This is a genomic window from Hydrogenivirga caldilitoris (genome assembly GCF_003664005.1).
GTDB classification, from domain to species: domain Bacteria; phylum Aquificota; class Aquificia; order Aquificales; family Aquificaceae; genus Hydrogenivirga; species Hydrogenivirga caldilitoris.
The window spans coordinates 1,664,547-1,675,791 of sequence record NZ_RCCJ01000001.1; the positions used below are offsets into that span (position 1 = coordinate 1,664,547).

At 42.2% G+C, this 11,245-nt stretch carries 11 protein-coding genes and 1 tRNA gene; 7 read left to right on the forward strand and 5 right to left on the reverse strand.

Annotated elements, in window-relative coordinates; translation table 11 throughout:
• Nucleotides 1-10: 10 nt before the first annotated feature.
• Genes clpX through thyX form a run of 4 tightly spaced genes read left to right on the forward strand, consistent with a single transcriptional unit; the run spans nt 11 to nt 4,124 of the window.
• Nucleotides 11-1,243, forward strand: coding sequence for an ATP-dependent Clp protease ATP-binding subunit ClpX (clpX, locus tag BCF55_RS09125; protein ID WP_121013194.1), 1,233 nt, complete (start codon nt 11-13; stop codon nt 1,241-1,243).
• Nucleotides 1,227-2,363, forward strand: a complete 1,137-nt coding sequence (gene amrB, locus BCF55_RS09130; RefSeq protein ID WP_245960426.1) for an AmmeMemoRadiSam system protein B — start codon at nt 1,227-1,229, stop codon at nt 2,361-2,363. The genes clpX and amrB overlap by 17 nt, the downstream gene beginning before the upstream one ends.
• Nucleotides 2,364-2,385: 22 nt before the next feature.
• Nucleotides 2,386-3,171 carry a hypothetical protein gene (locus tag BCF55_RS09135; RefSeq protein WP_121012999.1) on the forward strand — a complete coding sequence of 262 codons (786 nt, stop codon included), beginning with the start codon at nt 2,386-2,388 and terminating at the stop codon, nt 3,169-3,171.
• On the forward strand, nt 3,171-4,124 hold the full coding sequence (thyX, locus tag BCF55_RS09140) for an FAD-dependent thymidylate synthase (RefSeq protein ID WP_121013001.1): 954 nt from the start codon (nt 3,171-3,173) through the stop codon (nt 4,122-4,124). The genes BCF55_RS09135 and thyX overlap by 1 nt, the downstream gene beginning before the upstream one ends.
• Here thyX and tkt read toward each other — a convergent pair.
• From tkt to BCF55_RS09155, 3 genes are all read right to left on the reverse strand, one after another.
• Nucleotides 4,121-6,124, reverse strand: a complete 2,004-nt coding sequence (gene tkt, locus BCF55_RS09145) for a transketolase (RefSeq protein ID WP_121013003.1) — start codon at nt 6,122-6,124, stop codon at nt 4,121-4,123. The two genes, thyX and tkt, sit on opposite strands and share 4 nt — an antisense overlap.
• An 18-nt stretch (nt 6,125-6,142) precedes the next feature.
• Nucleotides 6,143-7,456 (reverse strand): peptidylprolyl isomerase, encoded by a 1,314-nt coding sequence (locus BCF55_RS09150; protein ID WP_121013005.1) that lies wholly within the window; start codon nt 7,454-7,456, stop codon nt 6,143-6,145.
• 24 nt (nt 7,457-7,480) lie between these two features.
• A tRNA-Met gene (locus tag BCF55_RS09155) sits at nt 7,481-7,554 on the reverse strand.
• Nucleotides 7,555-7,577: 23 nt separating this feature from the next.
• Here BCF55_RS09155 and BCF55_RS09160 point away from each other — a divergent pair.
• From BCF55_RS09160 to BCF55_RS09170, 3 genes are all read left to right on the forward strand, one after another.
• Complete coding sequence (locus tag BCF55_RS09160) at nt 7,578-7,964, forward strand: PaaI family thioesterase (RefSeq protein WP_121013007.1); 387 nt, start codon at nt 7,578-7,580, stop codon at nt 7,962-7,964.
• A 2-nt stretch (nt 7,965-7,966) separates the two neighbouring features.
• A complete protein-coding gene (locus BCF55_RS09165; RefSeq protein ID WP_121013009.1) occupies nt 7,967-8,323 on the forward strand; it encodes a hypothetical protein in 357 nt (118 codons plus the stop codon).
• 503 nt (nt 8,324-8,826) lie between these two features.
• Nucleotides 8,827-10,179 carry a sigma-54-dependent transcriptional regulator gene (locus BCF55_RS09170; protein ID WP_121013011.1) on the forward strand — a complete coding sequence of 451 codons (1,353 nt, stop codon included), beginning with the start codon at nt 8,827-8,829 and terminating at the stop codon, nt 10,177-10,179.
• Here the strand turns inward: BCF55_RS09170 and BCF55_RS09175 are convergent.
• Both BCF55_RS09175 and BCF55_RS09180 read right to left on the reverse strand, forming a co-directional pair.
• Entirely contained in the window at nt 10,154-10,879 is a 726-nt protein-coding gene (locus tag BCF55_RS09175) for an RsmE family RNA methyltransferase (RefSeq protein ID WP_245960427.1), read from the reverse strand. The two genes, BCF55_RS09170 and BCF55_RS09175, sit on opposite strands and share 26 nt — an antisense overlap.
• Before the next feature lie 10 nt (nt 10,880-10,889).
• Nucleotides 10,890-11,162, reverse strand: coding sequence for an HU family DNA-binding protein (locus BCF55_RS09180; RefSeq protein WP_121013015.1), 273 nt, complete (start codon nt 11,160-11,162; stop codon nt 10,890-10,892).
• Nucleotides 11,163-11,245 lie beyond the last annotated feature (83 nt).

Below are 11,245 nucleotides of genomic sequence, written 5' to 3' on the forward strand. Positions count from 1 at the left end.
GATGAAGAATATGAAACAGCAAAAGCAAAGGTGCTCTTTCTGCGGAAAGCCCCAGGAGGAAGCTTTAATACTTATAGCAGGTCCATCCAATACATTCATCTGTGATGAGTGTGTTGAGAAGTGTCACAGGATAGTCAGGGAACAGAAGGTAGAGTCCTACGAACTTAACCTTGAAGACCTTCCTACCCCAGAAAGGATAAAGAAGATACTGGATGACTACGTCATAGGTCAGGAGAGGGCTAAGAAGATTCTATCCGTTGCTGTATACAATCACTACAAGAGGATAAGGGCTAAGGAAGCAGGTGTTGACCTTGATGGAGTTGAAGTTGAAAAGAGTAACATACTCCTGATAGGTCCAACAGGCTCTGGAAAAACCCTCCTCGCAAAGACTCTTGCAAAGATACTCAACGTCCCGTTCGCCATAGCAGATGCAACCTCATTAACAGAAGCCGGTTATGTGGGTGAAGACGTTGAAAACGTACTCACAAGGCTTCTACAGAACTGCGGATACGATACCGATGCAGCCCAAAAGGGTATAGTTTACATAGACGAGATAGATAAGATAGCAAAGAAGTCAGGTATAAACCCTTCCATAACAAGGGATGTATCCGGGGAAGGTGTACAGCAGGCTCTGTTGAAGATAATTGAAGGGACTATTGCGAACGTCCCTCCGCAGGGTGGAAGGAAACACCCCCATCAGGAGTTCATCCAGATGGACACAACGGACATACTATTCATATGTGGAGGAGCTTTTGTAGGACTTGAGGACATAATAAAGCATAGACTGGGAAAATCAACTGTTGGCTTTGAGTCAGCTATAAAAATGGTAAGAGACGATGAGAGTGTGTTAGCCCTTGTTGAACCAGACGACCTGATAAAATTTGGGCTTATACCTGAGTTTGTAGGTAGACTTCCGGTGGTAGCAACGCTGGATGAACTTACCCAGGAGGACCTGGTTAGAATTCTTGTAGAGCCAAAGAACTCCCTTGTAAAACAGTACAAAAAGCTCTTTGAAATAGACGGTGTTGAGCTTGAATTTACTGAAGGAGCCCTTAATGAAATAGCCAGGGAAGCTATAAGGAGGAAGACAGGAGCGAGAGGTTTGAGAGCTATCCTTGAGAACGTGATGACCGATATAATGTTTGAAATACCTTCGCTTGTTGATGTAAAGAAGGTGATAATAGACAGAGATACAGTTCTGAACAAACAGAAACCGAAGCTCATCTATGAAAAAGCCGTCTGATATGAATGGGTTAAGGGTAAGGCACCTTGACCTAAGCCCGCACGGGGATAAATACCTGTTGATAGACCCTCTCGGTATATCTGAACCCGTTCTTGTTGCCCCGGAGTTGCTTTTTCTTATGTCCCTTATGGACGGTACCAGAAATGAGGAAGCTATAAGAAAGGAGTTTGAGAGAAGAACCGGGTTGTCCTTACCAGAGGAGGTATTGAGGGAAGCTGTTGAAAATCTAAACAGAAATTACATGCTATTGAATGAAACATTTTACTCAAAGTTAAGAAGTTTAAAAGAAAGCATGCTGAAAAAAGGTATTAGAGAACCTTTCCACGCTGGAGAAGCTTACCCGAAAGAACCAGAAGCTCTTACAAAGCTACTGGAAAGCTCGTTGTCATCAGAGGATAAAGAGTCCCCAATAGGGATACTGGTTCCCCATATGGATATGAGAGTTGCAATTGATACCTATGGAAAAGTGTATGGCAGACTGAACGTAAAACCTGAAACCGTTGTAATACTTGGAGTATCTCACTACCCCCATGAAACTCCCTTCTCCGCATGTCCCCTTGACCTTCAAACTCCCCTCGGTAAGCTTGAAGTTGACAGGGAAGTAATAGAGAGTCTGAGGGAAAAGTTTGATTATGATATATTCCACGACATACTCTCATACCAAAGGGAGCACTCAATAGAGTTTCAGAGTCTCTTCGTAAAACTCCTCTTCCCTGAAGCGAAGGTTGTCCCCCTGATAGTATCCTATGGAGATGAAGGGCTTTTAAAAGGGATAGCGGATAAAATAGCCAGTTCTTTAGGTTACAAAGAGGCACTCATCATATCAAGTGTTGATATGAGCCATGTTGGAAAAAAGTTTGGAGACCCTTCAAGTTACGACCCTTCATCCAGGGATAGAGAATACATCGGGTACCTATCGGAGCTTGACAGTATTGGAGCTTTCAACCTCCTGAAAAAGGACAACAACATCACCAGAATAGACGGACAGTTTACTAACTTTGTCTTTACAGAACTAATAAAAACACTCGGTGCAAAGGAAGGGAAAGAGATAGATTACCAGTTATACTATGAGGAGCCAACCGACTCAATAGTATCCTATGCAGGAATGAGCTTTTCCTAATTGTCTTATAATAAAGTTCAAAATGATAAGGTTTGTTTTAGCCACGTTACTGCTGATTACAGTATCTTTCCCTGCCAATCTGAAATACTGCATACAGGTTGCCACCGATAGTAACCTGGAAGCCTTAAAAGTGTCCTTTCAGAGGGTCAAGGACTATCCTGAGGCAAGGATTGAAAACAGAGAAAACCTGTATCTTCTCAGAGTTGGAGCTGAAGACAAAAAGGAAAACCTTACAGTGATGTTAAGAAATATAAGAAGATACTTCCCAGACGCCTTTATAAAGAAGTGCGAAATAAATGAAAGCTACGTTGTCTATCCCCAGAAGTCTGCCATCCAAGAAACTCCCGAACTGACAGGACAGAAGGGTAAGGAAGGGTTAAGAGAAGTCTCTCCGCAGAAGCAAGAGCCTATGAAAACAAAAGCCGAAACAACTGAACCAACACAAGGAAAAGAGACAAAAGAACTTCTAATAGCAATAAAGAATGAACTTTCCCTCCTGAGAAAAGAGGTCAGTGAGCTTAGCAAGAATCCGCAAAAGGCAACTGAGGAAAGCCCACCATACTTTGAAAAGTTCCTATACAGCGTAGGTATATTCACAGGAGGCTTGTTCTTCTTCACATGGGTACTTCTCATACTCATATACAGAAAGGTTGGTACCAGCAACGTTGAGAATACAAACCTTTTAAACGATATGTTTAACCTGATAAAAGTTCTGAACCTGCTCAACAAAGGTCAGATAATAAAGATGGAGAACGGAAAGCTGTTTGTGTACGACAGAAAAAGTGAAAAGTGGAGAGAGGTGGATTAATGGAAGTTTTCCTAATGGGCTCAGACCAGCGTTCTGTAAGATGTGCACGTGTATCCTTCGGTAAGGATGAAAAAACTGACCCAGAAAGAGACAAGAAACTGATAAGATTCCTGTTCAAACACAGGCATGCCTCTCCCTTTGAGCACAATATAATAGCCTTTAAGGCGGAAAAGAGGGAATGGCTTGAACTTGTACAAAGCATAGATAATCCAACAATACAGATTTACTACTCAGGGGGATTCGTATGGACAAACCTCAGGAACGCGATAAACGCGATGGAGTTTCTTCCCAAGGACTTGTTTGAAAAACTCAAAGAGCACTTCCCTACAACGTGGACGGTGGTTGAGACGGGTGGAGATATAGATGACACAGAGTTAATCAACACACCTTACTCTACCGATAGAGTCTTCCTACAGGAGAAAAAGGAAACTTCTTCAGGATGGATAGGTCTGGTGGACAAGCTTGAGCTCGGAACAGAGATGGATTACTATACCTTCATAGTTGAATGCCCTCTATTCGTTGCTAGGCAATGGCATAGGCACAGATTTGGTTCTTACAACGAGGTAAGTAGAAGGTACACAGCCTATGACATAAGGTTTTACATACCTGAAGTTCTAAGAAAGCAAGCAAAATCCAACAAGCAGGCTTCCATAGATGAACCTGTGGAAGAACCGTTTCAAAGTGAATTCCTAAAGGAAATAAAAAGACTGATAGATGAGAGCTATACTCTTTATGAAAAGATGACAGAGAAGGAAGTAGCTAAAGAGCTAGCCAGAGGCATACTGCCACAGTTTATGAAGACCAGATACTACTGGACTGTGCCCAGAGTTTCTCTTGACAACTTTATAACTCTAAGGACCCATGAGGGAGCCCAGAAAGAGATAAGAGAGTTCGCTCAGGCGATAAAGGAGCTCGTGGGTTACAAGGGAACGGATAGGAAGAATAGACTCTAAGAGAACCACCTTCCGATTATCTTCTCAGCTACAGACTCAGGCGTAAAACCAAAATGCTCAAAGAGTACCTTTCCAGGGGCTGATTTTCCAAAGCTTTCCATTGATACAATCATACCTTCACTACCAACGTATTTATACCAGCACATACCTCTGGCAGCCTCAATTACAACCCTTCTTCTGACACTACTGGGAAGGACGCTTTCTTTATAATCTCCACTTTGCAACTCAAAAATCTCCATGCTTGGGAAGTTAACAACCCTCGCCTTAATTCCCCTTTTGTCAAGGATATCTTTAACTCCAAGCGCTACATGGACTTCAGAACCGGTGCCTATGAGTATAAGGTCTGGCTCCCCCTCGCAGTCAGAAAGCACATAAGCTCCCTTCTGAAGGTACTCTTCCGAAGGATAAACGCTTCTATCAAGGGTTGGAAGACTCTGCCTTGTCAAAACTATGGCTGTGGGACCATCTTTCCTTCCAATAGCTACCTTCCAGGCAACCCTTACCTCGTTAGCATCTGCAGGCCTTATTACCCACAGGTTAGGTATAAGCCTCAGTGAAGGAAGCTGCTCCACAGGTTGATGGGTTGGTCCGTCCTCACCCAGTCCTATGGAGTCGTGGGTAAAGACGTAAATTGTCTGTAGACCAGACATGGCGGCTATTCTTATAGGAGGTCTCATATAATCAGAGAAAATGAGGAAGGTTCCACAGTAGGGAAGTATACCTCCGTGGTAAGCCATCCCATTCACGATGGCTCCCATAGCGTGCTCCCGAACGCCATAGTGTATATTCCTACCTGTTGGAAAATCTGCTTCAAAGTCAGAATAGTTAAAAAGCAGTGTATTGTTGGACTCGGAAAGGTCCGCAGAGCCACCAAGCATGGTTGGTATATAATCAGCCACAAAGTTTAAAACCTTTCCAGAAGCCTGGCGGGTAGCCATAGACTCTGAAAACCTGCCAAGCTTTTCAAACCATTCAAGGCTCCATTCTTTATTGAAAGCTCTCAGAAGCTCCCTTGCCAGGTCCGGATACTCTTTTCTGTACCTGCTAAATAACTCCTCCCATTCCTCTTCAATCTCCTTACCGAGTTGTATATGTCTCCTGGTGTAATTAAGGGCTTCCTCTGGAACATAAAATTCCTGTTCAGGCCAGTTGAACCTCCTCTTAGTTTCAATAACCTTCTCCGGTCCAAGGGGAGCTCCATGAACCTTTGCCGTATCCTGTAGCGGGCTCCCGTATCCTATATTGGTCCTTACAGATATAAATGAGGGCTTATCACTCGCTTTAGCCCTATCTATAGCTTCTTCAATTAGGTCAAGGTTATAACCGTCTTCTATATGCTGCACATCCCACCCAAGAGCCTTAAACCTCTCAAGTACGTTCTCAGACCAGGCGAGCTTAGTGTCTCCATCTATTGATATGTGGTTGTTATCCCACACGACTATAAGCTTGTCCAATTTCCAGTGTCCAGCGAGGGCAGCAGCCTCGTAGGAAATCCCCTCCATAAGGTCACCATCAGAGCAAAGAACGTATGTATAGTGGTCTATAACAGGGAATCCCTCCCTGTTAAAGTAAGAGGATAGATACTTCTCTGCGAGCGCCATACCAACAGCGTTCGCAAAACCCTGTCCGAGAGGTCCGGTCGTGGCTTCAACCCCGGGAGTCAACCAGCTCTCAGGATGTCCCGGTGTTTTACTTCCAAGCTGCCTGAAATTCTTCAAGTCTTCTATGGTTATGTCGTAACCAAACATGAAAAGGGTTGAGTAGAGCATGGCGGAAGCGTGCCCAGCCGAAAGAACAAATCTGTCTCTGTTTATCCACTTGGGATTCTTCGGATTAAACTTAAGAAACCTGTCATATATTAGGTATATGATATGAGAGGCTCCCAACGGCATACCAGGGTGCCCGGACTTGGCTTTTTCCACCTGGTCAACACTTAAAAAACGAATGGTGTTTATAACAAGCTGGTCTATCCCTCTCTGAGAGCTAACCTCTGGTTCCATAGCCTTAATATTCTAACTTCACTTGAGATGCTCTTCATTGATTTGAATACTCGCTTTCTCTGCAAGCCTCTGTAAGAACATGGAAGACAAGCTTTCAAACTTAGCTCTAAGCAAGGTGTCCTCCATATCTCTGGCATCTTTCAAATCGCCTGTGTGAAAATGTCTCCTTTCCAAATAGACTACAGCTAAGCCTCCGGCTGCATTGTAGGGACCAAATACCTTTTCCCCGGAAAACACTATCTTGAGAACCTCGTCGCCTCTCACCTTGAAAAGGGTTATAAACTCCTCAACACTTGAGTCTTCAAACTTAACGTATCTGTACTCAACATTTTCGCCTTTTAAGAGTTTTTGTTTTATCTCATTGGCTATCTTCCTTACAAGTTCTGCCTTCTTTTGCTCAATCAAAAGTTTCTCTATATCTTCCTTAGCCTCTTCAAAACTCCTAATACTCCTTGGACTGAGCTTCTCAAGGTATACAACTAAGTATTTACCGTTACTCTTTGACAGAGTCACAGGATCATTTATAGTTAGGGTTTTCGCTTGTTTATCAACGGATGGGGGCAACTCTCCCTCTGAAACGGTTCTGCCACCTTCTGGGATTTTTCCCCTCTTTATATCCCTGTATATTGAATGGGCTTCCTCCTTGTTGTTAGTTTCCCAAATCCTGTATCTCTTTGTAGGAGGCGCTGTAAACCTGTCAGCGTTCTTTGAATAAAACTCTTTCATCTCTTCAAGACTAGGTTTATAACTGAGGCTAACAGAGGAGGGAGATACAAGATATACCCTCCCACTGAACCGTGCTGTTACTATCTTCTTCTGAAATTCAAGCTCCCTGTCTGAAAGGTAGATACCAGCTTCCATAAGCTTAAAGAGCTTTCTAACGGTCAGACTCTTTTTAATGGTTGTTTCATACTCTTCAGGAGTAATACCTACACGCTCTAAGGTTTCTCTGTAAAGGGAAAGGCTGAACCTACCATTCTCCTGAAAACTCTTATCCTGTTTTATGGTATCTATAACCTCCCTGTTTGAAGCAACGATTCCCATACTGACCGCTTTCTGATACAGAAGCTCCCGATTTACCAGGTTGTATAAAACCTGCCTCTTCACAAGAGACCTTAGCTCCTCTTTTTCAAGGAAGTTCTGATACCTTCTAAGCTCATGACTGAACTCTCTCAAAGTTATACAGTAACCGTTAACCGTAGCTGCACACCTTTGAAGTCCAAACATCTGCCTGATATCAGAAAAGCTGAACATCCAAAAGAGAAAAGATATAGAGGCAACAGCTATTATGATGGCAGCGAGTTGTTTGTGCTTTTGTATAAGACCGTACATGCAAGAACTATTTTACCTTTTATGTGGCGGCGGGAGGAGTTGAACCTCCGACCTGGGACTTATGAGATCCCCGCTCTAGCCACCTGAGCTACGCCGCCTCAGTGTTATAAAATTATACAAAATGAAGGGTATTAAAACCCATCTTAGGATAGATAACAGGTTAAGCGGTTTTCCTGAAGTTTTAGAAGAGGGATACGCCCTCGTTAGGTTAAAAACCTCAGAGGAGATGGCTGCGGACGATAAAGGGCTTGTCCATGGTGGGTTTATCTTCTCTGCAGCAGACTATGCGTCTATGCTGGCAGTAAATCACCCAAATGTAGTACTTGCCGGAGCAAACGTTAAATTTCTAAAACCTGCAAAGGTTGGCGATGAACTTATATTTCAGGCAAAGGTTGAAAACAGGGAAGGAAAGAAAATAATTGTAAGTGTGGAAGGAAAGAAGGAAGGAGAGCTTATATTTAAAGGGGATTTCACGTGTGTTATACCGGATAAGCATGTACTTGATTAGCTATGAAGTGGAAAAGAGAGCTCAAGGAACTTCTTAACATACCCGAGGAGGCAGAAATAATAACAAGACCTTACTATAGAGATATCCCAAAGAGAAGTGGGAAAAAATACAAAGCCCTTACGGTCCAGTACGTACACAAAGGTAGAAAGAAGTATAAACACATAAGCAAGGAGAAGGAGGTACTTATAAACCAGGTTTTAAACAATGAGGACGCTATCCTTGAGTATGTATCCTGCAAGATTAGGGAGTTAAAAAATTTCTTAGATAGCATACCTGACGAGAAAACTAAGAAGAACTTGATGCCCCTGTATAGGGAGATAGACCGACTGCTCACAAAAATATCTGTAGGTATCCTTTGACATACACTTCCCTACTTATCCTTTCCCTTAAGTATGTATCTAAGTTAAGTTAAATATTAATAGGGAGACCAACTTGAATATGATTATTTAGATATATCAATAACTTATGTAACAACTTTCCACATTATGGCTTGAATATGCTGGAATATAAACAACTTGAGTGTGATTAATATGCACAGCTTTATGAATAACTTACCATCTTTCCACATTCTGGCTAAATTTTCTACATATACCAATAACTTATTTACTTTATATATGCGTACAGTTATCAATAACTTATGAATTTATCCACATTTATCCACACACTGTATTGTTTATTCTGATTTATCAATAACTTATGTGTGTAAAATATGTATAGAGTTTTCAAGTACTTACAATCTTTCCACATTTCGGGGGGGTATTTTTGAGGCTTTTCTTAAAAAATGTGGATATATTGTGGATAAAATGTGGAAACTTTGTGGATAAATTGTGGAAAACTTGTGGAAGAATTTTAAAATTTAATTATGTCTGTGAAGGTTCTTATAGTTGATGACGAGGAGGGTATAAGGGACTCTCTATCGGAGATACTGAAGGAGGAAGGGTACAGGGTTAGTTCAGCCTCAACTTTATCTGAAGCTAAGCAAAGGATAACTGAGGAGTTCTTTCATGTGGTGGTGCTTGATGTCTGGATGCCGGATGGGGATGGTATTGATTTTATAGAGGTTTTGAAAGAGCTGTCTCCTGATACGGTTGTTGTTGTTATAACTGGGCATGGCAACGTTGAAATGGCCGTGAGAGCTATAAGGAATGGAGCTTATGACTTTATAGAGAAACCTTTCTCTATGGACAGGTTCCTTATAACGGTTAAACACGCTTCCTCAGAAGCTTTAAGTAGACGGGTCAGAGAATCGGAGGAGCAAATAGAGTTAATAGGGAACTCAAAGAGGATCAGGGAAATTAAGGAGATGATTCCAAAGATAGCCAAAAGTAAGGCTCCTGTTCTAATACTTGGAGAAAGCGGCACGGGTAAAGAACTCGTGGCAAGACTTATCCACAGATACTCTGGAAGAGCTGGGCAGTTTGTTGACATAAACTGTGCATCTATTCCGAACGACCTCATAGAGTCTGAGCTTTTCGGTTATGAGAAAGGAGCCTTCACGGGGGCAGTTAGTAGAAAGAAGGGAAAGTTTGAACTTGCTGACGGTGGCACTCTATTCCTTGATGAGATAGGAGATATGGAACTCCGGGCACAGGCAAAGTTATTGAGGGTTATAGAGACAGGAAGTTTCACCAGGCTTGGAAGTACTCAGAAAATAGATATTGATGTGAGGATAGTATCCGCATCCAATAAAGACATACTTTCTGAAGTACATGAGGGGCAATTCAGGGAAGACCTTTATTACAGAATTGCCGTTTTTACTATAGAGCTGCCTCCATTAAGGGAAAGGGGTGAAGATATAATACTCCTCGCGGAATACTTCCTAAACAAATTTGCCTCAGAATATAAAAAGGAGTGTAAGGTTTTTTCCGACGAAGCTAAGGAAGTCTTGTTGAAACACAGGTGGAAGGGCAATGTAAGGGAGTTACGTAACCTGATTGAGAGGATAGTTATACTGTGCGATAAGGAGGTTATAAAACCTGAACATATAGGTGGTGTGTTTACAAAGAGCTCAAAGGATTACAGTTACATATTCAAACTTGATAGCTTTAGAGAAGCTCGGAAGGAGTTTGAGAAGACGTATATAGAGGAGAAATTGAAAGAATATAACTATGACATGAAAGAGGTAGCCTCTAATATAGGTATTGATTTATCAAACTTATACCGTAAAGTTAAAGCTTACGGCATAAAGCTCAAGAACCTGCAAGGTTCACTATAATCCCAACGCTAACTATGGCTGCAGTTTCAGCTCTGAGCACATGCGGTTTAAGCCTTACAGATAAAAACCCCTTATCTCTGAGTAAACTACCTTCCTGCCGGCTAAAGCCTCCTTCTGGACCAACCACTATACCTATATCCTTTACCGTTTTCAGTTCAAGTTCGCTTATATAAGCACCTCTGTGGAAGTTATCCAGGAGTATATTTACCTGATGAACAGGCTCAATCTCATTTATATCAACCACATCTTCTATTTCAAGCTTGTAGGGGCGTCCAGACTGTTTCATGGCTTCAAGGGAAACCTTTTTCCACCTTTCTTTCTTCTTGTATAAAACTTCCTTGTTTCTAAAGCTTCTACCTGTTATAACAGGTATAACTTTTCTTACACCTAACTCAGTGGATTTTTGAACTATTAACTCAAAAGTTTTTAATTCCAGAGGAACTGACTGGTAAAGAGTTATATGAACCTCTGGTGCCTCTACATGAACCTCCTCTATTATCTCACAAAGTGCTTCACTTTTTCTGTTATCAACCAGAACACAGGAGTAAAGCTTACCTTCCCATATTACGCCTATAGTTTCTCCTTTACTTATCCTTCTTACTTTAAGGTGTCTTAACTCCTCGTCAGTTATGTAAAAGGTGTTACCTTTTCTTTTTTCAGATATGAATATGTGCATGGGGGCGGGGCGAGAACGCCCCAAAGGTTGGATTTTACTTTATGCTGTCTCTGAGGTCTTTGGCAGGTTTAAAAGCTACAACCTTCCTGGCAGGTATCTGGATAACCTGACCAGTCCTGGGGTTCCTGCCCTTCCTGGCAGCCCTCTTCTTAACGGTGAATATACCCAGCCCAGGAATGGCGATCCTCTCGCCCTTCTTCAGGGCTTTGGATATAGCTCCGACGGCTGCCTTGAGAGCAGCATCCGCCTCTTTCTTGGTGATGCCCGCCTGCTTGGCGACCTCTGCAACAAGCTCTGCCTTTGTCATAGCACGACCCTCCCAAATAGAATTTAGCGCTGATATAGATAATACATAACTTCTTTTGATTTTGCAAGCTTTTTCTTTAGACT

What these genes read in the sequence shown, in the direction of transcription:
- BCF55_RS09170 (WP_121013011.1), top strand. Translation starts at nt 8,827, where the DNA reads ATGTCTGTGAAGGTTCTTATAGTTGATGACGAGGAGGGTATAAGGGAC.
- BCF55_RS09160 (WP_121013007.1), top strand. Translation starts at nt 7,578, where the DNA reads ATGAAGGGTATTAAAACCCATCTTAGGATAGATAACAGGTTAAGCGGT.
- BCF55_RS09165 (WP_121013009.1), top strand. Translation starts at nt 7,967, where the DNA reads ATGAAGTGGAAAAGAGAGCTCAAGGAACTTCTTAACATACCCGAGGAG.
- BCF55_RS09135 (WP_121012999.1), top strand. Translation starts at nt 2,386, where the DNA reads ATGATAAGGTTTGTTTTAGCCACGTTACTGCTGATTACAGTATCTTTC.
- BCF55_RS09150 (WP_121013005.1), bottom strand. Translation starts at nt 7,456, where the DNA reads ATGTACGGTCTTATACAAAAGCACAAACAACTCGCTGCCATCATAATA.
- BCF55_RS09180 (WP_121013015.1), bottom strand. Translation starts at nt 11,162, where the DNA reads ATGACAAAGGCAGAGCTTGTTGCAGAGGTCGCCAAGCAGGCGGGCATC.
- thyX (WP_121013001.1), top strand. Translation starts at nt 3,171, where the DNA reads ATGGAAGTTTTCCTAATGGGCTCAGACCAGCGTTCTGTAAGATGTGCA.
- amrB (WP_245960426.1), top strand. Translation starts at nt 1,227, where the DNA reads ATGAAAAAGCCGTCTGATATGAATGGGTTAAGGGTAAGGCACCTTGAC.
- tkt (WP_121013003.1), bottom strand. Translation starts at nt 6,124, where the DNA reads ATGGAACCAGAGGTTAGCTCTCAGAGAGGGATAGACCAGCTTGTTATA.
- clpX (WP_121013194.1), top strand. Translation starts at nt 11, where the DNA reads ATGAAACAGCAAAAGCAAAGGTGCTCTTTCTGCGGAAAGCCCCAGGAG.